We start from the raw sequence: 25,812 nt of genomic DNA, 5'->3' as shown, positions 1-25,812 counted from the left end.
CGTCACGCATCGGCAAATCGTCACGCATCGGCATGGAAGAAGTCGTAGACCGCCCGGGCGGTGGCGGCGTTCACGCCGGGCGCCTTGGCGAGATCCTCCAGGGCCGCCCGCTCGATCGCCTTTACCGTCCCGAAATGGTGCAGGAGCGCGCGCTTGCGGGTCGGGCCCACGCCCGGGATCTCGTCGAGGGGGTTCTTCACCATCTCGCGCTTGCGCTTGGCCCGGTGCGCCCCGATGGCGAAGCGGTGGGCCTCGTCGCGCAGGCGCTGAACGAAGTAGAGCGTCGGGTCACGCGGCGGCAGCCGGAACGGCGCCTGGCCGGGCACGAAGAAGGTCTCGCGGCCGGCATCCCGGTCGCGCCCCTTGGCGATGCCGACGAGCGGCACGTCGGTTACCCCGACCTCGTCGAGGGCTTTTCGCGCCGCCTCGAGCTGACCGCGGCCGCCGTCGATCAGTACCAGGTCGGGCCAGGCCGGAAACACGTCCGCGTCGGCCGGATCGGGCGCGGGCTCCGGCTCCGCCGGCCCGCCCTCGGCGGCGGCGATCGCGGCCTCGGCCTTGGTGCGCGGATGCTCCTTGACCAGGCGCGCGAACCGGCGCTGCAGCACCTCGCGCATCATGCCGTAATCGTCGCCGGGCTTTACCTCTTCGGACTTGATGGTGAAGGTCCGGTAGTGGGTCTTCATGAAGCCGGTCGGCCCCGCGACGATCATCGCCCCGACCGCGTTCGTCCCCATGATGTGCGAGTTGTCGTAGACCTCGATCCGCCGCGGGGCCGAAGCCAGATTGAACGACGTGCCCAAAGCGGCGAGCAGCTTGCCCTGCGAGGCGGTGTCGGCGAGGCGCCGGGCCAGCGCCTCGCGGGCGTTGCGGGCGGCGTAGTCGACGAGGTTCTTGCGCTCGGCGCGCTTCGGCGCGTGGATCTCGACCCGGTTCTCGGCCCGGGTCGAGAGCGCGGCGGCGAGCAGCTCCGCATCCTCGATCTCGTGCGAGGTCAGCACGAGGCGGGGCGCCGGCTTGTCGTCGTAGAACTGGGCCAGGAACGAGGCCAGCACCTCGGCCGGGCTCATGCTGCGGTCGGCCTTCGGGAAATAGGCCCGGTTGCCCCAGTTCTGCCAGTTGCGGAAGAAGAACACCTCGATGCAGAACTGGCCGGCCTGCTCGTCTAGGGCGAAGACGTCGGCCTCCTCGATCCCTTGCGTGTTCACGCCCTGCACGCCCTGGATGGCGGCGAGCGCGGCGATGCGGTCGCGGTAGCGCGCCGCCTTCTCGAATTCCCAGGCGTCGGAGGCGGCCTGCATCTCGGCGGCCATGCGCTCCTTCACGGCGTTGGACTTGCCGGACAGGAACCCCCGCGCCTCCGCCGCGAGGCCGGCATAGTCCTCGACCGAGATCTCCTTGGTGCAGGGGCCCGAGCAGCGCTTGATCTGGTAGAGCAGGCAAGGCCGCGTGCGGTTCTCGAAGTAGCTGTCGGAGCAGGAGCGCAAGAGGAAGGCGCGCTGGAGCGCGTTCACCGTGCGGTTGACCGCCCAGACGCTGGCGAAGGGGCCGTAATAGTGGCCCGCCCGCCGCCGGGCGCCGCGATGCTTGACGAGCTGCGGCGCGTCGGAATCGGCGGTGAGCAGGATGTAGGGCAGGGACTTGTCGTCCCGCATCAGCACGTTGAAGCGGGGCTTCAGCTGCTTGATGAGGTTGGCTTCCAGCAGCAGCGCCTCGGTCTCGGTCGCCGTGGTGACGAACTCCATCGAGGCTGTCTCGGCGATCATCCGGGCAATGCGGTTGGTGTGCGCTTGGCCCCGCGCGTAGGACCCGACCCGGTTCTTCAGGTTCTTGGCCTTGCCGACGTAGAGCACGTCGCCCTTGGCGTCGAACATCCGGTAGACGCCCGGCGAGGTCGGCAGGGTGGTCCAGAACCGGCGGATCACCGCGGTGCCGGCCTGGATCGCGCCGGCGCCGGCATCGAGGTCGAAGTCGATCTCGGGGGCGGTGTCGAGGGCGTCCACCGCCTCGTCGTCGTCCTCGATCGTGTCGAGGGCGTCGGGCGGCACGTCGTTCCCAGGCTGTCGGCTCATGAGGGCGATGTAGGCGGCCTTCCCGCCGCTGGAAAGACCGCGTCCGGGCGCTAAAAGGCTTACCCGACGCCCACGCCGAAGGACCGCTCCCGTGACACCCCGCCCCGCATGACGCTCCGCGCCTGCCGGACGCCCCGGATCCCGCGCCTCCGGTCCGACCTGCCGGCGGTGCGGATCGTCGAGGACGTCCTCTACCTGCCGCACAGCGAGGCGAGGGGCCAGCCCTCTTCCCTGTTCGACGCCGCGCGCCGTTTCATCCCCGAGAGCGTCGACATCCGCGGGAGCGGCACCACCCCGTCCTGGCAGCGCACCGACTGGCCTGCGGAATGGCCGGACGGCGTGCCGGCGACCCTCCCGCACGCGCCGGAGGAGACCTACCTGTTCCTCGGCGGCGCCCACCTGCATTACGGGCACTTCCTGGTCACCACCCTGCCGCGGTTCTGGCCGCTGCTGCGGACTCAAGCCCCGGCGCCGATCCTGTGCTACGCCCCGGCTCACGAGAGCCTGTGGCAGCCCTACCGCTTCGCCGTCGACATCCTGGCGCGGCTCGGCCTCGAGGTCCGCGACATCCACGCCTTCGAGGCGCCGATGCGCCTGCGCCGCGCGATCGTGCCGGCGCCGGCCTTCCAAGAGGAGGGTTTTGCCCACACGGTCTTTCGCGACCTGTGCCGGGAGATCGGGGCCGGCTGCTACGCCCCGGACGAGGTCGATGCCGACGACCGCCCGGCCTACCTCGCCAAGACGCGGCTCGCGGGCGGCGTACGCCGCTTCGCCAACGAGGAGGCGGTCACGGAGATCCTGACCCGGGAGGGCGTCGAGATCCTGCATCCGGAGGCGATGAGCTTTGCCGAGCAGGTCCGGCTCTTCGCCCGCCGGCGGGTGGTCGCGGGCTCGCTCGGCTCGGCCCTGCACACGGCGTTGTTCGCGCCGTCTGGCCGACGGGTGGTGGCACTGAGCCCTGGCCCGGTGATCAACCCGACCTTCCTCCTCGTCGATGCGCTCTGCGGCAACGCGGTGACCTATCTCCACCAGCCCGGCACGGCGGAGGCGGAGCCCGGCGCCTTCGGCAGCCAGCAGGCCCTCGCCGATCCGCGGGCCGCCGCGGACGGGCTGCTGCGGGAAATCGCCAGGATGGCGGCCATGCCGGATCAGGGGCGGGGCGTACTGTCGGCGGCGTGGTCGCGGCTCGGGCGGATGGCTGGACGGCGGCCGGCTTAGCCATCGTGGTCCATCCCATCCTCGACCTCAGGATAAGGGCATGAATTGGAGAAGACGTCTCGATGCGCGGCAGGGATCGACGGCGAAATCCAACAGATTGCTGTTGGCGTCGACCCGACGCCGCCCGCCCCCCGTCAGTCGAACAGCGCGTCGATGTCGGTCTGGTCGACGTGGCCCGGATCCTCGTCGAGCTTCGGCCCGTTGAGCAGGCTGCTCTCGTCGTCGACGCTCACCCCGGCGGGCTGGCCGATGAGGTCCTTGAACGCCTCGAGGCCGCCCCAGGCCTCGATCATCCGGTCGATATGGTCCTCGACGAACTTCAGCACACTGACGATCTTGCTGATGCGCTGGCCGGTCAGGTCCTGGAAGTTGCAGGCCTCGTAGAGCACCACGGTGCGCTCGAGGATCGCATCGACGTCCGAACGGTCCTTCAGGCCGCCGGTCGAGCGCAGCACCGAGGCGTGGGTCTCGATGTCCTCGACCGCCGCCAGGATGGTGGTGGTGGCCCGCTCGGTAGCATCGACCACCGCGTCCAGCTCGCCGGCGGCCCGGCGCACGCCCTTGCCGTCGAAATCCTGCCGGTGCAGCACCGCGATCTCGTGCTTGGTCCGGCCGATCGCGGCCTTCATCACGTCGAGCTCGTTGCGCATGCCGTAGATCTCGGCCATCTCCCGCCGGCAGGCGTCGATCACGTCGCCGGTGGTGCTCTCGGTCAGGCGCTTGAGCTCGTTGACCGTCGCCAGGATCTCGGAGATCCGCTGGTCGTTGAGCGAGGGCGGCGGGGGCGCCGCCTCGACGGGAACCGTAGCAACGCCGAGACTGTCCTCGATGCGGAAGCGCTTGTTCTTCATGGGTCCGAGAGAGCCTGCAGCCGCGGCCGCGTCGCACGGCCCACGCGGGCCAATGTCCCCAAGATTGATTGCGATTTGCTGAATGCCTGCCCAGGGCCGCGCCCGCGGTGACGGACGATTCACCGTGAGGCCGAATTAATGATTCGCTACAAGGATTTAGCGAAGCGGTCACCACGTTCCTTCACCGCCCGGTCGCGGGGCCCTGCTCTCCTGCCGCCATCGCCGGGATGCGGCAGGGGTTGCGGGGACGGGTGCGATGGTGGTGCGCGGGATGGTGCTGGCCGGGGCGATGGCGGCCGGTCTCGGAGCGGGTCTCGAACCTCTGCCGGTCCTGGCGCAAGGGGCGCCCGGATCCTATGGCGGCGGCTTCATCGAGTACCTGATGACCGGGCAGGACCCGACCTATGCCGCCCGTCCGCTGCGTCCGGCGCCGGTCGCCCCGGACGGCACGATCCTGGCGGGCCGCGGCTACCGGCAGGCCGGCCCCGCCGCCGGTCCGTATGGGGCGCCGCCGGCCTATGCCCGCACCGCGGTCTACGCCGCCGCCGGCACATCGGGCGCCCAGGTCGGCTACGAGCCGGTCGCGCCCGGGGCCTCGCTGCATTCCGGCGACCCGGTGCCGGCGCAGGCCTATCCACGCCAGGCTTACGCACCGCAAGCCTACGCCCAGCCCCCGGTCTACGCCCAGCCCCAACCCGCCTCGGCCTACGCGCCCGACCCGTTCGAGGCGCCCCGCGGCCGACCGAGCCCGGCCGCGATGCCGGAGGCCCGGGAGGAGGGGATCGGCCGGGCGATGGACCCGCGCTACCAGCGCCAGGAGGTCGCCTATGACGGCGGCCAGCGGCCCGGCACCATCGTGATCGATACGCCGTCGCGCTTCCTCTACCTGGTCCAGCCCGGCGGCCGGGCCCTGCGCTACGGCATCGGCGTCGGCCGGCCGGGCTTCACCTGGTCGGGCATGAAGACGGTCAGCGCCAAGCGCGAATGGCCGGACTGGACGCCCCCCGCCGAGATGCTGCGCCGCCGCCCCGACCTGCCGCGCCACATGGCCGGCGGTCCCGCCAACCCGCTCGGCGCCCGCGCCCTCTATCTCGGCTCGTCGCTCTACCGCATCCACGGCACCAACGAGCCGCACACGATCGGCCAGTCGGTCTCCTCGGGCTGCATCCGGATGATGAACGAGGACGTGACCGACCTCTACGAGCGCGTGCCGGTCGGCGCCCGCGTGCAGGTGATCTGATCATCGGGTGATCTGAGGGGCCAGCCGCGGGTCCATCGGCCTGAGGGCGGCGCACGGCGCCGGGTGTGCTGACGCTGCCCGACGCCGCCTCCACGTGTCCTGCACCTGCGGAAATTCTACTGTCACAGCGAGCCGCAACAGCAACGTGATATTCTGCGCCACCAAGCGTTTTGAGAGACTTACCGGGATCGGTCCTCAGGCCAGTCGATGCCGTGGTCTCTCAGGAAGGCGAGGATATCGTCGCCCGTCTGATCGAGATCCCGGATTATCGCTTGCAACGACACCTCGTCGGCGGAGACCGCAAGGGCCTCCGCCCAGCCGAGCGGAAGGGAATGGCCGCGGGCCAGGATCGCGGCTTCGACGCGTCTGGCAAGTTCCGCGCGCGTCTTTGCGGCGAGGCGCGTATCATCCACCGCGACAAGCCCGGTCCCCGCGGACATCGCGTGAGCCGATCCATCCAGGCGCTTGAGGTCGCTGGGACTGGGTAGATGCTCGCGAAGCGCTGCCGGGAGCACCGTGTAGTTCGAGACGATGATCGGGGAATTGATGCTCCGGAGCGCATACTCGACGACGAGACCGTCCTTGCCGCGGCAGAGGAGCAGGCCGATACTGCGTTCGTCGCGCTCGGAGGCCACGATGGCGTCGACGGCAGACAGGTAGAAGCTCATCTTGCCGGCATATTCGGGTTTGAACTCGTCGAGCTTCAGATCGACGACGACGTAGCTGTGCAACCTGGTGTGATAGAAAAGCAAGTCGATATAATAATCCCGTCCATCGACACTGAGATGGTACTGGCTGCCGAGGAAGGCGAATCCCTTGCCGAGCTCCAGGAGAAACTGGCGGATCCGCTCGATGAGAGCGGCTTCGAGGCGGCGCTCGTTTGCACTCTCGGCCAGTTCGACGAAATCGAGGATATAGGGATCCTTGAACGCCGTGGCGGCAAGTACCGCCCGCTCGGGCGGCATCGTGGCCCGGAAGTTGTGGGCTCCCTTTCCCTGTCGCTCGTGCAGCCGGGTCTCGATCTGGTGAACGAGGATGTTGCGAGTCCAGCCCTGCGCGACGGCCGCGCGGACGTACCATTCCCGCTCGGCGGGCTCGCGCACCTTGTCGAGCAGCGCGACGTGCGTCGACCACGGGATTTGTGCAAGGTCGCATTGCACAATCTGGCGTTCGCTCCAGGCCGATGCGAAGGCCTTCATGTATTTGAGGTTTCTGACCGAGAAGCCCTTCATGCCCGGGAAGGTGGCAGACAGATCGGCTGAGAGGCGATCGATGGTTCTGGCGCCCCAGCCCTCGCTGGCCTGACGCTCCAGAATGCCTCGTCCGATGCGCCAGTAGATCAGGATCAGTTCGCGGTTCACCGAACGCGCGGCCTGCGCCTGTGCCTCGCGCACGGAGCGCTTGATGCCCTCGAACCACTCTCGATAGTCGCCACTCATCGGCGTCGTGTTCATGGCCGCGCCCGTCTCGTAGACGAAGAGAATGCATGGCTCCTGGGATCGGCCGTAGGAGCTGCCGGCCTTTCACCGCCGCGGCGGGCTCGGCCGAACTCTCGCATGCGGGATTTCGGGGAGCCAGTGTCCCCGAGCACGCGAGAAGGCCCCGCCGCGTTGCCGCGGCGGGGCCCCTTCAGAACCGGCGCGACGGTTGGTCAGACCCAGTCGTCGCTGCCGCTGTCGCCCATGTCGCCGTCGAAGGAGGCGTCCTGGAAGCCGGCATCGTCGCCGCCGAGGGGGGCGCCGAAATCCTCGCTGCCGCCCTGGTTGCCGAAGTAGTTGTTCTCGACGACGGTGCCGCCCGCTCCCGCCGCGCCGGCACCCCCGAGGCCCGCCATGCTGCCGAGCGAGGAGTGGCCGCCCGCGAAGGCGTTGCTGAGCGCGCTCCCGAGCAGCATGCCGCCGGCTGCGCCGGCCGCCATCGGCAGGGCCGTGGCGAGGAAGCCGCCGCCGCCGCGCTGCGGGGCCTGCTGCCCACCCCAGGGACCGCCCTGCTGCGGGCCGCCGAAACCGCCCTGCTGCGGCGGATAACCCTGTTGCGGGCCGCCATAGCCGGGCTGGGGCTGCTGGCCGTAGCCGCCGCCCTGGTTGCCCCAGGCACCGGCGCGCTGCGGCGGTTGCTGCGGCTCGGGCCGCGACCCGCCGCCGAAGATGCTGGAGAAGAAGCCGCCGCCGCCGGCGCCCTGGCCCGCACCCTGGCCGCCGCGCTGGGCCTCGGCCCGGGCCTGCTCGAGCTGCTGGTTGAGGCTCTTGATCGCCTCTTCCTGCACGTAGACGAGCTGCGCCATGGCATAGGGGGCGTAGGGCTGGGCGCGGATCTTGTCGGCGATGAAGCGCTCCGCGTCGGCATCGCGGGGCTGCTGCGCGGCCTGCTCCAGTCGCTGGAATATGCCGTTGATGACGTCGCGTTCTTCGCTGTTCATGGAGCCGTACTCCTTCGGTTGCCGGCGGACCGGCGCCCACGAGATGGGAGGGGGGCCGGCGTTTGTCACGGGGAGGCAACGCCCGAGCGGGGCATTTTCGCTCCCACACAACATTACGTTTTCGACAGGTCGTCTCATCCCGCGACAAGGCCCGGCAGGCGCGTGGGCGCCGCCTCGTGCCAGTGCGCCGGCTTTCTGCTCTCCGCATCCCCTGTTAAGGGGGGCGCGAAGACGCGGCACGTGCGGATGCCCGCGGGAGGAAGTCGGATGGATCGCAAGACGGTCGGTGGCGTGTCGGTGGCCTCGGTGCTGCACGATTTCGTGGTCGAGGAAGCCCTGCCGGGGACCGGGATCAGCCCGGAGACCTTCTGGAACGGCCTGGCGGCCATCCTGCGCGACTTGAGCGCCCGCAACCGCGCCCTGCTCGAGACCCGCGACGCGATCCAGGAGAAGATCGACGCCTGGCACCGCGAGCGGGTCGGCAAGCCGGTGGACGAGGCGGCCTACAAGGCGTTCCTGACCGAGATCGGCTACCTCCTGCCCGATCCCGGCCCGGTCCAGGTGCGCACCGACAACGTCGACGACGAGATCGCCACCATCGCGGGCCCGCAGCTCGTGGTCCCGACCTCGAACGCCCGCTACGCGCTCAACGCCGCCAATGCCCGCTGGGGCTCGCTCTACGACGCGCTCTACGGCACCGACGCGGTGCCGGAGGAGGGCGGCGCCACCCGGGGCGGCGGCTACAACCGCACCCGCGGCGCCCGGGTCGTCGCCCGCGCCCGCGCCTTCCTCGACCGCACCCTGCCGCTCGCCGGCGGCCGTCACGCCGACGTGGTGACTTACGCGGTGGAGGGCGGCCAGCTCGTCGGCAACATGAATACCGGCGACACGATTCCGCTCGCCCGGCCGGAGGCCTTCGCGGGCTATCGCGGCAAGGCCACCTCGCCGACGGCCCTGCTGCTACGCCACCACGGCCTGCACGTCGAGATCGTGCTGGACCGCACCCACCGGATCGGCCGCTTCGACGCCTCGGGCGTCGCCGACATCGTGATCGAGTCGGCGGTCTCGACCATCATGGACCTCGAGGATTCGGTCGCGGCGGTCGATGCCGAGGACAAGGTCGTGGTCTACCGCAACTGGCTCGGCCTGATGAACGGCAGCCTCTCGGCCCCGGTGGAGAAGGACGGCCGCCGCTTCGAGCGCAAGCTCAACCCCGACCGGACCTACACCGCCCCCGACGGCCAGGGCGAGGTCAGCGTGCCCGGCCGCTCGCTGATGCTGGTGCGCAATGTCGGCCACCACATGTTCACCGACGCCGTCCTCGACGAGTCCGGCGCCGAGGTGCCGGAGGGCATCGTCGACGCCGCCGTCACGGCGCTGATCGCGATCCACGACCTCAAGAGCACGTCCGGCATCCGCAACAGCCGCCGCGGCTCGGTCTACATCGTCAAGCCGAAGATGCACGGGCCGGAGGAGGTCGCCTTCGCGGTCGAGCTGTTCACCCGCGTCGAGGCGATGCTGGGCCTCAAGCCCAATACCCTCAAGATGGGCATCATGGACGAGGAGCGCCGCACCACGGTGAACCTCGCCGCCTGCATCAAGGCGGCGGCGGAGCGGGTGGTCTTCATCAATACCGGCTTCCTCGACCGCACCGGCGACGAGATCCACACCTCGATGGAGGCAGGCCCCGTCATCCGCAAGAACGACATGAAGGGCACGCCCTGGATCAAGGGCTACGAGGAGAACAACGTCGATGTCGGCCTCGCCTGCGGCCTGCTCGGCCGGGCGCAGATCGGTAAGGGCATGTGGGCTGCGCCCGACGCCATGGCCGACATGCTGATGCAGAAGGGCGCCCACCCGAAGGCCGGGGCCTCGACCGCCTGGGTGCCCTCGCCGACGGCCGCGACGCTGCACGCGCTGCACTACCACGAGACCGACGTGAAGGCCCGCCAGCAGGAGCTGGCGCGCCGGCCGCGCTCGGCCCTCGACGAGATCCTGCAGGTGCCGCTCGCCCGCTCGAACTTCGCCCCCGACGACGTGCAGCAGGAGATCGACAACAACGTCCAGAGCATCCTCGGCTACGTGGTGCGCTGGATCGACCAGGGCGTCGGCTGCTCCAAGGTGCCGGACATCCACGACGTGGCGCTGATGGAGGACCGCGCGACCCTGCGCATCTCGTCCCAGCACATCGCCAACTGGCTGCACCATCGCGTGGTGTCGGAGGCGCAGGTGGTGGAGACGATGAAGCGCATGGCCCAGGTGGTCGACCGCCAGAATGCCGGCGACCCGCTCTACCGGCCGATGGCGCCGGGCTTCGACGGGCCAGCCTTCCAGGCGGCCTGCGACCTGGTGTTCAAGGGCCGCGTCCAGCCCAACGGCTACACCGAGTACGTGCTGCACGCCCGCCGCCGCGAGGCCAAGGCGGCCGGCGCGCCGGCCTGATCGGACGGGGGAGGGGCGTCCGGACGGCCGGGCGCCCCTGCTCGTCTGAGAAGGCGGCCGGAGAGTTCAAGGGTTTCGTCGACGTGCTCGACGGTCCTGACACCCTCCGGGTCATTCCGGGGCCGCGAAGCGGAGCCCGGAATCCAGAGCCGCGGATCGTTCAGGACAAAGCGCAGATCGTTGCGCTTCCTTCCGAAACACCTGTGTTTCTGGAATCCGGGCTCCGCTGCGCGGCCCCGGAATGACGCGGAGCGTGACCGATCTGCAGAGGCTGATCGAACAGGCCGAGAGACTTAAAAATTCGCCCGCGCCTCGATGCTCGAATAATACCCCGAGCCCTGGACCCGGTCCTGCACGTAGCCCGCCGCCAGCGACATCTGCACCGGCCCGAACTTCACGCCCGAGAGATGGGCGCCGATCCGGTACTGGCGGAAGAAGTCGTCGCCGAGAAACAGCGCCTCGGGGCCGATATAGACGCCGTCGGCGACCATGTAGCCGACGCGCAGGCGGGAATAATAGGCGTTGAACTTGGTCGAGTAGGAGCCGTAGGCCGACACCATGGTGCGGTCGGTGGGGTTGGCATAGAAATTCGCGGCGACGCGCAGGCCGATCCCGGTGCCGACCACCGGGTTGCCGGGGTCGGGGATCGAGAGCTGGTTGCTGCGCACGTTGAAGCCGATGAAGCCGGCGAGCGCCGCGTCGCGCCACACCCATTCGTAGCCGGCCATCGCCGAGCCTTCCTGCTGGTAGCCCGTCACCCGCGAGGCGACGGCCTGGCCCGGATAGGAATAGGTGCCGGCAATGGCCTCGACCCGCACCCGCGGGCCGCTCTGGCTCGGCGAGCCGGCGAGCGGCGCCGTCACGGTGATCGAGCCGAAGGCCGAGCTGTTCGAGGTGACGCTGGTCGAGCCGTCGACGGCGACCGCCCAGCTGTCGTCGACCGCCTGGGCCTGCGCGCCGGTGTACCAGTCGGCGTCGGTGCCCGGCGTCCTCAGATCCGCTGCCCGCGCCGTGCCGGCCGCGGCGAGCGCGGCCAGGCTTGCGCCGGCGACGAGGCCGAGTGTTCGAGACTGAAACGAGGCAATCAACGCCGCCTCCTGAACTGGTTACCAAAACTTTGTGCACCGATTTATGCAACGAGACGGTTAAAATTTATTGTCCTGCAACGGAGAATAGATCGGTAATTTTTGCCGAGACGGCATCCGTCGGCAGCGCGGTCGAATGCTGCTCTACGCCTTTGATTGAGGCGCGTGTCTTCGGCGAGCCGGACCCCGCTTCGTCGGACGACGCTCCGGGCCTGCGCCGGTCAGGCGGCGCGGGCGGCCAGCACGGCGGCGAGGTCCTCGCGCCGGAACGGCTTGTCGAGCTGGAGGAAGCGGCGGGCCGCCTGGGGCAGCTGACCGTGCGGGCTCGCCAGGATGACGCGGATGCCCGGATGACGCTCGACCACGGTGGCGGCGAGCTGGAGGCCGGTCATCACCGGCATCGCCTGGTCGGCGATCATCGCGTCGAAGGCGGCGTCGTGAGCCAGAAGCCCGAGGGCGTGCTCGCCGGAGGCGGCCTGGACCACGTGATGGCCGAGCTCGGCCAGGGCTTCGACGAGGCTGGCGCGCACGAGGCTATCGCTCTCGACGAGCAGGATGCGCAACGCGGCCTGCGGCGCCGGACCGGCAAGGGCCGCGAGGCGCGGATCGCCGCGGCCGGCCGTGGGAGTCCGCGCCTCGGCCTGGCGCGTCTCGGCGGGCAGCCAGGCCTCGGCCAGGAACGCCTCCTCGCCGCACCCGTCGCTGAGGACGCGCCAGCCGCCGCCGCTCGCGCGCAGGAGCCGCCCGACGGTGTCGAGCGCCTGACCCTGCGGCCGCGCCGCAGCGCCCGGGGGGCGGCGCCCGCTCGCGAACAGCACGCGCAGAGCCGGGCCCTCCGGCATGCCGGGCACCACGGCCAGGTCGGCCGCGTGCTCGGCCGCCCCGACCGCGAAGCCGTGCAGGCCGAGGTCGCGGATGTGGAAGGCGAGGTTGAGCAGCACCAGTTCGACCAGCCGCTCGCCGCAGGCCGCCCGGGGCAGGTCGTCGGGGATGCGGGTGACGAGCGGCGCGTCGCGCAGGACGTTGGCCCGCAGGAAGGGCAGGAACGCCGCCACGGTCGCGGCGAGGTCGGAGGAGGCGAGCTCCGCCGGGGGGCCGTCACCCGCGAGGTTGCCGCCGCGAACCAGGCCGAGCAGGCGCCGGGTGAGCGCCGCGCCGCGCTGGGCACCGGCGAGCGCCGCGTCGGTCAGGGCTGCCTGGCGCGGATCGAGGCCGGTCTGGCGCCGCAGCACGCCGAGATTGGCCAGCACCACCGTGAGCACGTCGTTGAAGTCGTGGACGATGCCGTCGGTGACCCGGCGCAGGACGATGTTGCGCCGCCGCTCGTTGGCGCCCGCCGGGGTATCGGCGGGCGCGCCCTCGCGGATCGTCCGGCTGAGCGCGTGGACCCGGACCCGGCCGGCGGCGTCGCGGCCGCGCAGGAGCCGCACCAGCAGGCGGCGGCCGGATTCAGGGCCCGGCCCGCTCGTGCGCAGAACCACGTCGTGGGGGCCGTCCGCCCCGAGCGCGGCCTTCAGGGTGAGGTCGAGGAGGGGGCGGTCGGCGGGCTCGAACCGGGCGGCGAGGTCGGCCATCGTCGCGACGCGGTCGGCGCCCGCCAGGGCGCCGGCGCCGTCGGGATCCGACCACACGACCTGCCGGGTCTCGGGATCGATCTCCCAGCAGGTCCAGCCCGACATCGCCTCGAAGGTGTGCAGGCGGCCGCGCACCCGGTCGAGGCCGGTCCCGGCCCCGGCGAGCCGGGCGTCGAGGCTCTGGGCCCGGTCGCGGACGGTGCCGGCGATCGCCGCGATCTCGCGTACCCGCGACACCGAGGCCTCGCCGCCGGTCTCGTCGGCGGTGCCGGCCTCCTCGGCGAGGCGGCGCAGGCGCGCCGAGACCCGCCCGCCGAGGGCGTAGCCGAGGCCGCCGGCGGCGAGCACCAGGGCGAGGCCGAGGGCGATCAGGCGCAGGTCGGGCCCGGCGGGACGGAGCGGGATCGCGGGCGCGGAGGCGGTGACGAGCCAGCCGGGGCTGGCGATGTCGCGGCTGCCGCGGGTGGGTGCGGCCTCGTGCGGCCGGGGATCGTCCGCGGCTGGCAGCGGGCCGACGAGCGCCCGCCCGTCCGCCCCCGTCACCGCGAAGCGGAGTGCCTCACCCGCACCGAGCGCCCGGCGGACCCGCTCGCCGATCCCTTCGAAATAGGCCGGGCTCGCGCGCAGCACGAGGCGGTCCGACCGGCCGGGCTGGCCGAGCGCCAGGGTCAGCGCGAAGGGCGCCTCCTCGGGCCCGGCCGCCACCGCGACCTGCGCGTTGCGGGCGAGGCTGCGGTCGATCCGCGTCCCGCCGGGCCCGCCGGCGGCGCGCAAGGACCCGTCGGGGCCGAGCAAGGCGGCGTCGCGGTAGCGCGGGTTGAGGGCGAGCCAGTCCTGCAACCGGCCCGCGCGCCAGGAATCGGCCAGGGAGGCCTCGTCGAGGCGCAGGAGCAGGGCGGCGTTGCGGGCGTCGTTGATCGAGGCGCTCAACTCCTCGTCGAGGGCGTCGGCATAGGCGCGGGCGGCCTGGACGAGGTTCCGGGCGAGCGCGGGCCGCTCGGGCGTCGGTGCGGCGCCGGAGAGGGCGCCGCCGAACCAGGCCAGCCCGAAGGCCGCAGCCGCCACCGTGGCGAGCTGGGCCGCGTTCAGCACCTTGAGCGAGATCCGGACCGAGTCCAGCATGAACGGGTTCCACGGCGCGCCCGCGGATACCGGTCGGACGGACGGTACCCACGCGCCGTATCCTGGGCGGATCTGTGCTTAAGGCGGAGTTAACGCCAGGTGCGCCTTCACCCCGATTCCCAGCACTTGCAACGGACGCCCGGGAGGGACGGAACCCTCTAAGCCTCAGCCTCCGGCTCCACCCCGTCCGCCGCCCCCATCATGAACCACACCAGCGCCGCGGTCTTGATCGAGTACGGCGAGTCGCTGATGACGAGGAGCAGGCAGAGATAGATCGCCATGGCGCAGCGCAGGCGCCAGCCGTCGGGGTTGCGGGCCGGCATCAGGACGAACAGGCCCCAGGCCACCAGCGCGCCCGCCACCCCGAGCTGGGTGAGGGTGTAGGCGTAGCCGGAATCCGACAGGAACATCTTGTCGGGCATGATGCCCCACACGCCCTCGGGCGGCAGGGAGGTGATGAGCAGCGCGGCCCAGAGCAGGCGGCCCGCCATGTCGTTCTGCCAGCTCGTCTGCAGGCTCTCGAAGCCGTAGACCGCCAGCGCGAGCAGGATCGTGAAGGGCAGGGCGAACCAGAGCAGGCGCGGCAGACGGTACCCCACCAGCATCGCCCCGGCGATCGCCACGCAGACATAGGCGCCGAAGCGCGCATCGGCCAGGATGATGGTGACGGCGGCGCAGAGGAACAGCCAGGTCCGCCCGCGCATGGTGCGGCGGTAGAGCGCCCAGGCGAACAGGACGGCGCCGAAATTGCCGGCCGAGACCGGCTCGAGGAACACCGACGAGACCCGGTGCGGCCCGAGGAAGGGCAGGATCGTGCGCGAATCCGGCCGGATGCCGGAGGTGAACAGCGAGCCGGTCAGCTCGCTGATCTCGGCCGCCGACATGCTGCCGCGGGCGACGTAGTAGCGCACGATGTTGAAGTATTGCTGGTAGACGTCGAACAGGCCGTACTCGAACACCCCCATCACCACCACGATGACGCCGCTCGCCAGCACCGCCCGGTCTGCGTCGCGTAACGAAGGGCTGCGTGTGCCGAGGCAGTAGAACACGACCGGGATCAGGAAGTCGCGGATGCCCTTGACGTCGGGGTTGCCGCGCAGGGTCACGAGCAGGAGTCCGTAGGTCACGAGCCCGGCGAGGACGAGCCACGGGCCCGGCCGCTCGTCGAGGGCGAATCCGAGGGTGACGGCGATGATCGCCACCTCGGCGCCCATGACGGTGCCGCCGCTGACTGGAAACCCGGCGGTGTTGAGGAAGCAGAGGGCGGCGTTGAAGACCAACGCGCCGACCAGCACCACGAAGGCGACCCGGCCCTGGAAGGGCGCACGCCAATCGGCGGGCGCGGCCGCCGGATGCAGGCCGGCGGTCAGGCCGCCGGTCATGCCGCGCGCACCTGGCCGGTCACCGGGCCGGTCACTTGCCCAGTCGCTTGCCCGGCCACCTGCCGCGCCGGCGCCCGCTTGCGCGGGGCTAGGGCGCGCCGCGGCTCGACCGTGACGAGGCCGAGCAGGCCCTTCGCCCGGAAGCGGCCGGCGCCGTCGAGGGTCTCGAGCAGGCGCTCCAGGCGGCTGCGGGTCATCCGGCCGCGGGCGACGACGAGGAGGATCGCGTCGGAGGTCTCGGGGATCGACAGCCAGCCGTCGCCGCGGGCGAGGTCCCGCTCCGCCACGATGATCTCGGGCCGGGCCGGGCGCTCCATCCCGCGGACGGGATCGACGACGGCGAGCTGGCCGCGCAGGGGCGCGTCGGTGCGCGGGCCGTCGCCGAAGCCGAGGCGGGCATGGGCCTGCTCGGGCACCATCAGGGCCGGCTCGCCGAGGCGGATCAGCAGGTCGGTGAGGATCTCCGCCGCGTGCAGGCGCTCGGCCGCGAGGCCGTCCGCCGCCACGGTGACGATCACCGGCTGGCCGCGGCCGGCGAAGCGGTTGCGCAGCTCGCGCGCCGCGGTGACGAGGGCCTCCTCGGCGCTGGTGCCGCCGCGGCCCCGCCGCTGCAGGCGCGCCCAGACCGGCGCCGCGGCGGCGAAGCCGGACACCGTGGTGATGTTGCCGCGCCAGAGGTCGTAGAGGAAGGCGAGGATCAGCCCGAGCACGGCGCCGAACAGGCCGGCGGCCACCACCACGACCGGGGCCGGGGTGTCGGAGGGCTTCAGCGGCGGGGTGGCGCGCGAGACGATCTGCGAGTTGCTGGGGTTGATCGATTGCTGCTGCTCGAGGTCCTTCGTCCGGTCGAGGACGAGGTTGTAGGTGCGCCGGATCGCCTCCGCCTCGCTCTCGAGCTGGCGCAGACGGATGCCCTCCTGGTTGCTGCTGGTCTGGTTCTGGATCAGCCGCTCGGCCCGGCCGCGCAGCTGGCGCAGGGATTCCTCGGCCCGGCGCAGGTCCTCCTCGATCGTGCGGCGGATCCGGTCGGCCTCCAGGGCGATCAGCCGCGCGGTCGCGGCGCGCTGGGCAGCGAGCGCGATCATCTGCGGGTGGTTCGGCCCGAGGCTGCGCGACAGGGTCGCGGTCTCCTGGAGGGTCTGGGCGTACTGGGTGCGCAGCGAGACCATGACCGGCGAGGTGTCGGTCTCCGGCACCGCCTGGACCTGACCGTCGGGCGCCCGCAGCTGGCGCACCTGCTCGCGCCGGGACGACAGCCGGGCGACGTTGGTCTCCGCGACGGTGATCTGGGCGTAGAGCTCCTTGAGCTGCTGCGACACCAGGAGGCCGGCCTCGCCGGAGCCGATCAGGCCCTTCTCGGCCCGGTAACGCTCCACCGCCACGTCGGCCCGGTTGAGCTGGGCGCGCAGGTCGGCGGCCTGGGTCAGCAGCGCCTCGTTGGCGCGGCGCACCACCGAGACCCGGTCCCGGGCGCCGACCTCGAAGAACTGCGCCGCGACGGTGTTGGCGATCTCGGCCGCGCGCCGCGCATCCGGATAGGCGACGGTGAGCTGGAAGTTGAACGAGTTGTCGACCCGGCGCACCACGATGCGCTTGCGCAACGCTTCGAGCGCCACGACGGCCGGATCGGCGCCGGGCGGGGCGCCGCGGGTCAGCACCGGATCCTCCGCGAGGCCGAGCTGCGCGATCACCGGGTCGAGGAGCTTGCCCGAGAGCAGGACCAGCCCCTGGCTCTCGAGATTCGCGAAATCGAGCTGGGCCGGGGCATCCGGGCGCGACAGGCCGCGCCCGACGATCTGGAGCGCCTGCGGGTCGATCAGCAGCTCGACCGTGGCGCGGTAGGTCGGTACCTGCCTGAGCGCGTAGAGCCCGCCCAACGACGCCATCACGCCGGCGCTCGCGACGATCCACACCGCGCGCCGGCGGGCCGATCCCCACAGATCCACCAGCGTGCCGCCGGTCCTGCGGGGGGTGAGCGCGGCGGGCTCTGCCGTCGACATCTGGTGTCCCTGCCTCATGCGACTTGACTGTCCGGCAATGCGGAAATCAACTCCGCTCATCCGTCACGCGGGCCGATCGCGGGCTCTCTCGGAAGTCGTCTCCCGTCGGGGCCCGCTCTTCAACCATCCCTGATCCGGCAGGGCACGGTGAGAACTTAGTCGCGGTTCGGTTACCGATCCGCCAGCCGTTTCCGCGGCTGGGCCATCCCAAACTGAGACAGGGCCTCTTCTGGAGCATTGTCCGACGAAGTGGATACCGGTTCGTCGTAGAAAATGCGGCAAATTCAAAGAGCTAGAGAGCTTCGCGATTGCAGCGCAATCGTGAAGCGCTCTAGCGCGGAGCCAGGGCGGCCACGGCCGCCGGCGCGCTCGTGGCGGGCGCGGCGAGGCCGGAATCGATGCGCTTGAACCAGGCGAGCGACGGGCGCTCGACGACGTGGTGGGTGAGGGCGGCCAGCGGCACCGTGAGTGCCACCAGGGCGGCCGCGGCCGCGAGGTTGGCGGGGCCGGAGCCGAGATCGACGAGGTGGTCGTGCCCGAGGATCCTCGTGAGGGCGAGGCCGGTGCGCGCCTCGACCGCGTGGACCGCCGTCACGAAGACCTGGATCACCGGCAGATGCAGGAGGTAGATCGAGAACGACCACAGGCCGAGGCGCTGGGGGACCCGCGCGCGGGCGAGGTCCGATACGGCGCCGCCCTGATGCGAGAACAGCGCGATCGCCGCGGCGAAGACGAGGCTCGCGCCGTAGCCGAGGGGGCCGGGGCTTGAGAGCAGCACCAGGGCCGGCAGGGCGAGAAGGGCCAGGATCTCGGCCGGGGTCGCGAGGCGGCGCGGCAGGCGCAGCGCGTCGCGCAGGGTATAGGCGAGGCAGCCGAGGAAGAGGTCGAACAGGCAGCGCACGATACCGAAATTCTGGATCACGAACAGCGTGCGTGGGCTCACCCACCACAGGGCGAGCGCGCTCAAGGCTGCGAGCCCCGCGAAGACGAGGCGGCGCTTGGGGCCTGCCGCCATCACGGTCGCGGCCAGGACGAGCGAGGCCCAGAACTCGACCGCGATGCTCCAGGACGGGAAGTTCCAGCTATACTCGCCGAAGGTGCGGAAGTTCTGCAGGAACAGGAGGTGAGTGACGATCTCGACCGGGCGATGGTCGGGCCCGAAGGGCGGCGTCGCCCCCGGCGCGCCGGCATGGTGCGATAGAATGCGCACCCCTTCGATCAGGACCAGGAGCCCGAGCGTCGCGGCGTGCAGCGGCCAGAGCCGGCCGAACCGCATCAGCCCGAAGCGCAGGACCTGCCGCCCCGTCGCCAGGCGGTCGCCATAGGCGTGCAGCAGCACGAAGCCCGACAGCACGAAGAAGACGTCGACGCAGAGTTGCAGGTTCGGGAACCAGGTCTGCTGCTGCCCGGGATGCGCGAGCGGCATGTGAAAGAACGCGACCGCGAGCGCGCAGACGCCCCGCCCTGCATCCAGCGCCTCGAACCTGTCCGACCCCTCGCGCTCGCGCATCACCCGCCACCCGTGCCGTTCTCGAACAAACCTGTCCAGTCCGGGGATGCCGGGCCGAGGCTCGCGCCCCGACGCGCAGGATCAGTGCCGGGTCCACCTGTTGTGAGTGCTAACAAGATGGTCACCATAGTCCTTGGCGATGAGCCAGCACTGCAGATAGCGTTTGATTTCCAGTTTGTGTCTGTCTAACCCTGAACCATCAGAGAGTGAGGTCGAGCGATGGCGTCTGCCCAGGACATCCGGACGATTCTGGCCCGCCACGGTGGCCTTGCCCGCTCCATCGACCGCCTCTCGGATCATGATTGCTTGTTCGATAACGGGCTCGACTCGTTCGGCGCGGTTCAGGTGATGATGGACCTGGAAGAGCATTTCGGGGTCGAGTTTCCCGAGCACCTGCTCTGCCGCGAGGCATTCTCGACCTTGCGCAACATTCAGGCTCTGGTAGCGGGACAGGTGCTGCGTCAGGCGGCGTGAGCGGGTTTCCGCGGCCGAACTGATTGCCTGTCTGGTTGGCCTTCATCGGTTTCCACACCCTCCGCGTCGTTCCGGGGCCACGAAAGCGGAGCCTGGAATCCATGACCGCTGACGTGGGAGAAAGAGACCGATTGCGTTCCGCCTCATCCTGAACCGTCAGCGTTTATGGATCCAGGGTTCCGCTGCGCGGCCCCGGGATGACACGGAGAGTAGCAACTCCGCCGGCCAACTCGAACAGACCCTGACACTCTTCCCCTTTCCCCGATGACTGGAGCATCGGAGCTTGTTTGACGTGCAAGGATTGCACCCCGACCAACTGAATCTCTCCCATCCGCGACCTCATCCTGAGGTGCGAACGAAGTGAGCCTCGAAGGAGGCCTCCAGGGATCTCAGCGGCCGCTGGAGGCCTCCTTCGAGGTCAGTCGATTTTCAATCGACCGACACCTCAGGATGAGGCTGTGGGTGGGATAGATCCTGCCAATCCGTCAAACAGGCTCCCGGTGGACGGAGATCTGGGAAAGGGGAGGGCGAGAGCCATGGCAGGCCGCGGCGCACCCACCCGCCGAAAGTCCGCCCGCTCAGTTGAACTTGCCGCTCGCCGCCGCGCCGTCCGGCCCGGTGATCTGCACCACGCCCTTCGGGTTTTCGCCGAGCGCCACCTCGGCCTCGCCGGTGAGGCGCGCAGCTTTGGGCGTCAGAACCACGCGGGCGGGCTTGCCGCCGACGACCAGGATCGCCGTGCCCTTGAAGCCGGCCGGGGACAACGCCGTCTCCTTGGCATCGTAAATTGTGACCTCGACGGTCCGGTCCTTCGTCACCAGCTCGATGTGGTAGGGCCCGGCATCGGTGATCCGCCCGCCATTGTGCCCGGTCCCGTCATGGGCGCAGGCGTGGCGCGCGCAGAGCGGCAGGGCGAGGGCCAAGGTGCCGGCGGTGAGGATCTTTCGAATTGGCATCGTGTCTCTCTCGGTGAGCGGGATCAGTAGAGGTCGGCCGGCGCGGCATCCGCGGGCGCCGTGCCCGTCGCGGTCTCCCGCGCCGCCATCAGGCGCTCCAGCGGCTTGCGGCCGAAGCGCAGGAGCAGCACCGGGGTCAGCAGCGCGTCGAGCAGGGTGGCGCTGACGAGCCCGCCGAAGATCGTCACCGCGACCGGGTGCAGGATCTCCTTGCCGGGGCTCGCTGCGTCATAGAGGAGCGGCACCAGGGCGACGCCGGCGGAGAGCGCGGTCATCAGCACCGGGGTCAGCCGCTCCAGGCTCGCCCGCACCACGAGGTCGGGCCCGAACGGCACGCCCTCGTGGAGGGCGAGGTTTAGGGTGTGGCTGACCTTCAGGATGCCGTTGCGGGCCGCGATGCCGGTGAGCGTGATGAAGCCGATCATCGAGGCGACCGAGAGCGGCTGCCCGGCGAGCCACAGGGCCGCCACCGAGCCGACCAGCGCCAGCGGCACGCTGCCGAGGATGATCAGCGCCAGCGCGCCCGAGCGGTAGCGGCTAGTGAGCAGCGCAAAGATCAGCCCGAGGGAGACCAGCGACAGCGCCCCGATCGTCCGGGTCGCCTCTTCCTGCGCCTGGAACGTACCCTCCAGGCTGGCGAAGACGCCCGGCGGCAGGGTCTCGGCGGCGATTGCCGCGCGGATCGCCGCGACGATTCCCGTCATGTCGGACCCGGCGGTGGTGTTCGCCATCACGACGAGGCGCCGGCGGCCGTTCTCGCGCAGGATCTGGTTCGGGCCGTCGGTCTCGCGGATGTCGGCGACCTGGCGCGCCGGCACCCAGCCCGACGGCGTCTCGATCAGGAGGTCCCCGAGCCCCGCGGTGGTGCGCTGCGCCTCGGGGAGGCGCAGGACCACGTCGAAGCGGCGGTAGCCGTCGACCACCGTCGAGACGAGGCGGCCGTTGGAGAGCCGGCTGATCTGCTCGACGATCGCCGCCGGCTGCACGCCGTAGAGCGCCGCCCGGCCGTAATCGACCCGGATCTCGAGCTGCGGGATCCGCACCTGCTTCTCGACCTGGAGGTCGGCGAGGCCGGGAATCGCCCGCATCCGCTCCTGCAGGCTCGCCGCCACGCGGCGCAAGCCATCCAGGTCCTCGCCGAAGATCTTCAGCGCGATCTCGGCCCGGACGCCGGACAGCATGTGGTCGAGCCGGTGCGAGATCGGCTGGCCGACATTGACCGAGACCGGCAGCGCCGCGAGCCGGTTGCGGATCTCGGCCACGAGTTCCGCCTTCGGCCGCCCACCGCCTTTGAGCGCCACCTCCAGATCGGAGGAATGGACGCCCTCCGCGTGCTCGTCGAGCTCGGCCCGGCCGGTGCGCCGGCCGACCGCCGCGACCTCCGGGATCTCCATCAGGAGGCGTTCGGCGATCGCGCCAACCCGGCTGCTCTCAGGTAGCGAGATGCCGGGGGTGAAGGCCATGGTGACGGTGAACGAGCCCTCGTTGAACGGCGGCAGGAAGGCCCGCGGCAATTGCGAGGCGGCGAGGCCCGCGCCCGCCACCAGCGCCACCACTGCGCCGACGAGGATCCGCTGGTGGCGGAACACTACCGCGAAGGCGGCGGCGTTGGCGCGCTTGAGCGCGCGGATGAAGCGGCTCTCGTGCTCCTCCAGGCTCTTCATCCCGGGCAGGAGCCAGGAGGCGAGGACCGGCGTCAGGGTGATCGACACGACGAGGCTCGCCAGGATCGACACGATGTAGGCCTGGCCGAGCGGCGCGAAGAGCCGCCCCTCGATGCCGGACAACGCGAAGAGCGGCACGAAGACCAGCACGATGATCGCGGTCGCGTAGACGATGCCGGAGCGCACCTCGTTCGAGGCCGCGACCACGACCTCGAAGACCGAGCGCGGATTGCCGGCGGCCCGGTTCTCGCGCAGGCGGCGAAAGATGTTCTCGACGTCGACCACCGCGTCGTCGACGAGCTCGCCGATCGCGATGGCGAGACCTCCGAGGGTCATGGTGTTGATCGACAGCCCGAGGAGATGGAACACCAGCGCCGTCGTCAGGATCGAGACGGGAATCGCGGTCAGCGAGATCAGGGTGGTGCGGAGGTTCAGCAGGAAGCAGAACAGCACGATCGCCACCACGGCGATCGCCTCGACCAGGACCCGCTCGACATTGGCGATCGAGGTCTCGATGAAGTCGGCCTGGCGAAACAGGATCTTGTCGGCGGAGATGCCGGCGGGCAGCGAGGGCGCGATGTCCTTCAGTGCCGCCTCGATGCTGCGGGTCAGCGCCACGGTGTCGACGTCGGGCTGCTTCTCGACCGAGACGATCACCGCCGGCTTGCCCTGGTAGCCGCCCTCGCCGCGCTTGGCCTTGGCCGCGAAGGAGACGTCGGCGACCTGGCGCAGGCGCACCGGGGCGTTGCCCGAGGCGCCGACGACGAGGTCGCGCAGATCCTCCAGGCTCATCGTGCGGGCGATGTTCCGGATCAGGTATTCGCGGGAATACTGGTCGGTGAAGCCGCCGCCGGCATTGGTGCCGAATTGCTGCAAGGCCGCGTCGAGCTGGGCGTTGCTCACGCCCAAGGCGCGCATCGCCGCCGGGTTCGGGGCGACGCGGAACTGGCGCACCTCGCCGCCGATCGGAATCACCTGCGCCACGCCCGGCACGGTGAGCAGGCGCGGGCGCAGCACGAAGTCGGCGGTCTCGCGCAGCGCCATCGGCGACAGGGATTCCCCCGTCACCGCGATCAGCAGCACCTGGCCCATGATCGAGGAGACCGGGCCCATCTGCGAGGTCACCCCGCGGGGGAGCTGGTCCTGGACCAGGGCGAGGCGCTCGGCGACCTGCTGGCGGTTGCGGTAGATGTCGGTGCCCCAGGCGAACTCGACGTAGATCACCGAGAGGCCGACGCCCGAGACCGAGCGCAGCCGGGTCACCCCGGGCAGGCCGTTGAGCCGGGTCTCGATCGGGTAGGTCACCATCTGCTCGACCTCCGGCGGCGCGTAGCCCTCGGCCTCGGTCATGATGGTGACGGTGGGCCGGTTGAGGTCGGGGAAGACGTCGACCGGCAGCCGCGTGAGGCTGAATGCCCCGTAGAGTACCAGCACGGCGGCGACCGCCAGGACCAGGAGGCGGTTGCGCAGGGATTGCGTGACCAGGAAGGAGAACATTGGGGCCGCTCCTTACCGGACCTGGTCCAGGAGCTCGGCGCCCTGGACCACCACGCGGGTGCCGGGGGTCACCCCGGCCTCGACCAGCACCCGCGCCCCGTCGAGGGGCGCGACCCGCACGGGCCGCGCCTCGTAGCGCTCGGCCGCCGTGTGAGCGTAGACCACGTCCTGGCCGTTGGCGGTGCGCACCACGCTCGCCCGCGGCAGGGCGAGGCCGCTCTGCTCGGCGTCGGTGGCGGCGAGCACGGTGACGAATTGGCCGACCCGCAGGCCGTCCGACCCGCCCCGGATCGCGAACTGGACCGGGATCGCCTGGTTGCGGTCGGCGAGCCCCGCGCCCTGGTAGGCGAGCGGCAGGCTGCGCCCGTCGGCGAACCGCGCCGTGGCGTCGGATGCCGGCGTCAGGGCGTCGAAGCTCAGCGCCTCGACCCAGAGCCTTTCGGGGTTGACGATCTGAAACACCATCTGGCCGGGAGCGGCCATCTGGCCGGCCACCGCGGCGGCTTCCGCGATCACCCCGCCGACCGGGGCCGTCAGCACCTCGGGCTCTTGGCGGATGCGGTCGAGGGCGCCGCGGCGGTCCTTGAGGCCTTTCAGCTCGTCCTGTGCCTCGTCGAGCTGGACCTGCGAGACCGCGCCGCCGGGGGCGAGCTTGAGGTAGCGGTCGACTCGCCGCTGGACGATGGCGATCTGCTGGTCCAGTTCGCCCTGGCGCTGGCGCATGTCGGAGAGGTCGACCCGCTGCACCGGCGGGGTGACGAGGGCGAGGACCTCGCCCGGGCGGACCTTGGTGCCCAGCCGCGGGAAGCTGCCGGATGGTGGCGGCGCGAGGCGCCCGCCGACCGAGGATTGCACCACGCCGCTGGCATTGGGGTCCGGGATGATCCGGCCGGGCAGGGAGATGGTGCGCCGGAACGCGCCCTCCGCCGCAACTTGCGTGCGCAGGGACAGCAGGCGCTGGGTGGGCTTGGGCACGAACACCGCTCCGTCGGGGAGGCGCTGCGCGAGGTCGGTGGGCGGCGGGACGAAGGCGGCCTTGCTCTCCGGATGGCTGTGCTCCGCACCCTCATGTGCGAAGGCTGTGGCGCCGAGGACCAGGGTCGCGGCCAGCACCAGCACGGCGAGGACCGGCGCGCGGCGCCCGGCCCGCATCAGCCCCATGGCGGCGAGGCCGAGCACGAAGCCGCCCGCGGCGGCGAGGCCGGCACCGGGATCGCGGGCGGCGAGCCGGTCGGTCAGGCGTTCGGTGAGCGTGTGCAGCCAGCCCTCGCCCTCGTGTTCGTGCTTGGCTTCCGCCGCCGCTGCGGGCTTCGGCAGTGCCACCATCAGCGGCAACACATCCACGTCGGACCCCGCCGTCACAGTGACGACGAGATCGAGGTGATCCTCTTTCGGATCCCGCTTCGCGAGCCAGGGCGCTGGGAGGCGGTAGCTGCCGTCCGGTGCGGCCTCGGCCGTCGCTGGGCCGGCCGGCGTCTCGACCTCCAGGGTCGCATCGGCGACCGGCTCGCCGGTGGCGAAGCGGTCGAGGTAGAGCACCAGGGCGTCGCCCCGGGGAATCGCCACCAGCTCGAAGGCGGCGGAGGCCGCCTCGCCGCGGGGCGCGATGGTCTTCGAGACCGGCGGCTGGGGCGCGCCGTGGTCGTGGCCCTCATGGGCCTGTATCGGGGCAGACAGGAACGACAGCGCCGTGAGAGCGAGCGCCACGGCCAGCGCACGCGGCGCGGCCGGCAACCGGAACGGAAACATCGGGGGAGGAACCTTCGCGAGCGGACGTCGAGGGTCGCCCGCGGGAGCGGCCTGCCCGTCAGGGCGGCGCGCCGGCGCGGGACGCGGGCGTCAGGCGAAGGGTCGTGGCGGTCTCGCGGGAGAATCCGGCGCGATGCCGGCGGGCAGCGCGTCCTCGGCCGTCGCGAGGCGGCGGGCCGGACGGGGGCTCAGGAACGCCGCCAGGCTCTCGGGCAGCAGGCCTGGCACGCAGCAGGAGGCCCCCATCAGGCAGCACAGCCCGTTGCAGGTCCGGGCGGCGGGCGCCTCGTCCGGGTTCGCGACGGTCAGACGCGGACCTTGGGAGGCGACGCGTGCCTCGTTCAGGGTCAGCGCCGCGGTAGTGGTGCGCAGGGAGTCGCCGTGTTGGGCGTACCCCTGATGCGCGTGCCCCTGATGGGCTTGGGCCGACGACACCCCGACCAGCGGCGCGCCGAGGCACGCGGCGATCATCACGATCACCACGGCGAGCAGGCGCACGAGGGGGCGGGGCGGGGTCATGAAACGAGGATACCAGATTTCGGGTCGGAAGGAAGCGC

General features: G+C 71.1%; 17 protein-coding genes. 4 read left to right on the top strand and 13 right to left on the bottom strand.

Annotation, left to right across the window (positions count from 1 at the left end):
- Positions 1–20 precede the first annotated feature (20 nt).
- Positions 21–2,072: an excinuclease ABC subunit UvrC gene (gene uvrC / locus ABZT49_RS31255; RefSeq protein ID WP_355292096.1), complete on the bottom strand. Its 2,052-nt coding sequence runs from the start codon at positions 2,070–2,072 to the stop codon at positions 21–23.
- Positions 2,073–2,180: 108 nt separating this feature from the next.
- Here uvrC and ABZT49_RS31250 point away from each other — a divergent pair, with 108 nt between their 5' ends.
- The gene (locus ABZT49_RS31250) at positions 2,181–3,290 is read left to right on the top strand and encodes a glycosyltransferase 61 family protein (protein ID WP_355292094.1); all 1,110 of its coding nucleotides are present in this window, start codon (positions 2,181–2,183) and stop codon (positions 3,288–3,290) included.
- A gap of 134 nt (positions 3,291–3,424) precedes the next feature.
- On the opposite strand, the gene ABZT49_RS31245 is transcribed toward ABZT49_RS31250, so the two are convergent.
- On the bottom strand, positions 3,425–4,141 hold the full coding sequence (locus tag ABZT49_RS31245; RefSeq protein ID WP_355292092.1) for a chemotaxis protein: 717 nt from the start codon (positions 4,139–4,141) through the stop codon (positions 3,425–3,427).
- A gap of 289 nt (positions 4,142–4,430) precedes the next feature.
- Here ABZT49_RS31245 and ABZT49_RS31240 point away from each other — a divergent pair, with 289 nt between their 5' ends.
- Positions 4,431–5,381: a L,D-transpeptidase family protein gene (locus tag ABZT49_RS31240; protein ID WP_407943607.1), complete on the top strand. Its 951-nt coding sequence runs from the start codon at positions 4,431–4,433 to the stop codon at positions 5,379–5,381.
- A gap of 179 nt (positions 5,382–5,560) precedes the next feature.
- Here the strand turns inward: ABZT49_RS31240 and ABZT49_RS31235 are convergent, their stop codons facing one another.
- Together ABZT49_RS31235 and ABZT49_RS31230 are read right to left on the bottom strand one after the other, a co-directional pair.
- Positions 5,561–6,835: a PDDEXK nuclease domain-containing protein gene (locus ABZT49_RS31235; RefSeq protein WP_355292091.1), complete on the bottom strand. Its 1,275-nt coding sequence runs from the start codon at positions 6,833–6,835 to the stop codon at positions 5,561–5,563.
- Positions 6,836–7,032: 197 nt separating this feature from the next.
- A complete protein-coding gene (locus ABZT49_RS31230) occupies positions 7,033–7,800 on the bottom strand; it encodes a DUF2076 domain-containing protein (RefSeq protein ID WP_355292089.1) in 768 nt (255 codons plus the stop codon).
- Positions 7,801–8,067: 267 nt separating this feature from the next.
- Here ABZT49_RS31230 and ABZT49_RS31225 point away from each other — a divergent pair, with 267 nt between their 5' ends.
- Positions 8,068–10,242, top strand: a complete 2,175-nt coding sequence (locus ABZT49_RS31225) for a malate synthase G (RefSeq protein ID WP_355292087.1) — start codon at positions 8,068–8,070, stop codon at positions 10,240–10,242.
- Between the two features lie 293 nt (positions 10,243–10,535).
- Here ABZT49_RS31225 and bcsS read toward each other — a convergent pair whose 3' ends face one another.
- From bcsS to ABZT49_RS31200, 5 genes are all read right to left on the bottom strand, one after another.
- Complete coding sequence (gene bcsS, locus ABZT49_RS31220) at positions 10,536–11,279, bottom strand: cellulose biosynthesis protein BcsS (protein ID WP_407943606.1); 744 nt, start codon at positions 11,277–11,279, stop codon at positions 10,536–10,538.
- A 269-nt stretch (positions 11,280–11,548) separates the two neighbouring features.
- Positions 11,549–14,023, bottom strand: a complete 2,475-nt coding sequence (locus ABZT49_RS31215) for a response regulator (RefSeq protein ID WP_355292085.1) — start codon at positions 14,021–14,023, stop codon at positions 11,549–11,551.
- A 158-nt stretch (positions 14,024–14,181) separates the two neighbouring features.
- Positions 14,182–15,405, bottom strand: coding sequence for a UDP-phosphate alpha N-acetylglucosaminyltransferase (locus ABZT49_RS31210; protein ID WP_355292084.1), 1,224 nt, complete (start codon positions 15,403–15,405; stop codon positions 14,182–14,184).
- Positions 15,402–17,405 carry a GumC family protein gene (locus ABZT49_RS31205; RefSeq protein ID WP_355292082.1) on the bottom strand — a complete coding sequence of 668 codons (2,004 nt, stop codon included), beginning with the start codon at positions 17,403–17,405 and terminating at the stop codon, positions 15,402–15,404. Before ABZT49_RS31205 ends, ABZT49_RS31210 begins: the two co-directional genes overlap by 4 nt.
- A gap of 331 nt (positions 17,406–17,736) precedes the next feature.
- Entirely contained in the window at positions 17,737–18,915 is a 1,179-nt protein-coding gene (locus ABZT49_RS31200) for an acyltransferase (protein WP_355292080.1), read from the bottom strand.
- Positions 18,916–19,134: 219 nt separating this feature from the next.
- Between ABZT49_RS31200 and ABZT49_RS31195 the strand changes: the two genes are divergently transcribed.
- Positions 19,135–19,389 (top strand): phosphopantetheine-binding protein, encoded by a 255-nt coding sequence (locus ABZT49_RS31195; protein WP_355292078.1) that lies wholly within the window; start codon positions 19,135–19,137, stop codon positions 19,387–19,389.
- A gap of 578 nt (positions 19,390–19,967) precedes the next feature.
- On the opposite strand, the gene ABZT49_RS31190 is transcribed toward ABZT49_RS31195, so the two are convergent.
- From ABZT49_RS31190 to ABZT49_RS31175, 4 genes are all read right to left on the bottom strand, one after another.
- Positions 19,968–20,345: a hypothetical protein gene (locus ABZT49_RS31190; RefSeq protein ID WP_355292076.1), complete on the bottom strand. Its 378-nt coding sequence runs from the start codon at positions 20,343–20,345 to the stop codon at positions 19,968–19,970.
- A gap of 23 nt (positions 20,346–20,368) precedes the next feature.
- Positions 20,369–23,506 (bottom strand): efflux RND transporter permease subunit, encoded by a 3,138-nt coding sequence (locus tag ABZT49_RS31185; protein WP_355292075.1) that lies wholly within the window; start codon positions 23,504–23,506, stop codon positions 20,369–20,371.
- Positions 23,507–23,518: 12 nt separating this feature from the next.
- Positions 23,519–25,255 (bottom strand): HlyD family efflux transporter periplasmic adaptor subunit, encoded by a 1,737-nt coding sequence (locus ABZT49_RS31180; protein ID WP_355292074.1) that lies wholly within the window; start codon positions 25,253–25,255, stop codon positions 23,519–23,521.
- 90 nt (positions 25,256–25,345) lie between these two features.
- Positions 25,346–25,774, bottom strand: a complete 429-nt coding sequence (locus tag ABZT49_RS31175; protein WP_355292072.1) for a hypothetical protein — start codon at positions 25,772–25,774, stop codon at positions 25,346–25,348.
- Between the last annotated feature and the right edge of the window lie 38 nt (positions 25,775–25,812).

The sequence above is a fragment of the Methylobacterium sp. EM32 genome (genome assembly GCF_040593685.1).
Taxonomy (GTDB): Bacteria; Pseudomonadota; Alphaproteobacteria; order Rhizobiales; family Beijerinckiaceae; genus Methylobacterium.
Note: the sequence above shows the minus strand (reverse complement) of the source record. Positions and strands in the feature narration are given on the sequence as shown.

What these genes read in the sequence shown, in the direction of transcription:
- uvrC (WP_355292096.1), bottom strand. Translation starts at nt 2,072, where the DNA reads ATGAGCCGACAGCCTGGGAACGACGTGCCGCCCGACGCCCTCGACACG.
- ABZT49_RS31250 (WP_355292094.1), top strand. Translation starts at nt 2,181, where the DNA reads ATGACGCTCCGCGCCTGCCGGACGCCCCGGATCCCGCGCCTCCGGTCC.
- ABZT49_RS31245 (WP_355292092.1), bottom strand. Translation starts at nt 4,141, where the DNA reads ATGAAGAACAAGCGCTTCCGCATCGAGGACAGTCTCGGCGTTGCTACG.
- ABZT49_RS31240 (WP_407943607.1), top strand. Translation starts at nt 4,431, where the DNA reads ATGGCGGCCGGTCTCGGAGCGGGTCTCGAACCTCTGCCGGTCCTGGCG.
- ABZT49_RS31235 (WP_355292091.1), bottom strand. Translation starts at nt 6,835, where the DNA reads ATGAACACGACGCCGATGAGTGGCGACTATCGAGAGTGGTTCGAGGGC.
- ABZT49_RS31230 (WP_355292089.1), bottom strand. Translation starts at nt 7,800, where the DNA reads ATGAACAGCGAAGAACGCGACGTCATCAACGGCATATTCCAGCGACTG.
- ABZT49_RS31225 (WP_355292087.1), top strand. Translation starts at nt 8,068, where the DNA reads ATGGATCGCAAGACGGTCGGTGGCGTGTCGGTGGCCTCGGTGCTGCAC.
- ABZT49_RS31215 (WP_355292085.1), bottom strand. Translation starts at nt 14,023, where the DNA reads ATGCTGGACTCGGTCCGGATCTCGCTCAAGGTGCTGAACGCGGCCCAG.
- ABZT49_RS31210 (WP_355292084.1), bottom strand. Translation starts at nt 15,405, where the DNA reads ATGACCGGCGGCCTGACCGCCGGCCTGCATCCGGCGGCCGCGCCCGCC.
- ABZT49_RS31205 (WP_355292082.1), bottom strand. Translation starts at nt 17,405, where the DNA reads ATGTCGACGGCAGAGCCCGCCGCGCTCACCCCCCGCAGGACCGGCGGC.
- ABZT49_RS31200 (WP_355292080.1), bottom strand. Translation starts at nt 18,915, where the DNA reads ATGCGCGAGCGCGAGGGGTCGGACAGGTTCGAGGCGCTGGATGCAGGG.
- ABZT49_RS31195 (WP_355292078.1), top strand. Translation starts at nt 19,135, where the DNA reads ATGGCGTCTGCCCAGGACATCCGGACGATTCTGGCCCGCCACGGTGGC.
- ABZT49_RS31190 (WP_355292076.1), bottom strand. Translation starts at nt 20,345, where the DNA reads ATGCCAATTCGAAAGATCCTCACCGCCGGCACCTTGGCCCTCGCCCTG.
- ABZT49_RS31185 (WP_355292075.1), bottom strand. Translation starts at nt 23,506, where the DNA reads ATGTTCTCCTTCCTGGTCACGCAATCCCTGCGCAACCGCCTCCTGGTC.
- ABZT49_RS31180 (WP_355292074.1), bottom strand. Translation starts at nt 25,255, where the DNA reads ATGTTTCCGTTCCGGTTGCCGGCCGCGCCGCGTGCGCTGGCCGTGGCG.
- ABZT49_RS31175 (WP_355292072.1), bottom strand. Translation starts at nt 25,774, where the DNA reads ATGACCCCGCCCCGCCCCCTCGTGCGCCTGCTCGCCGTGGTGATCGTG.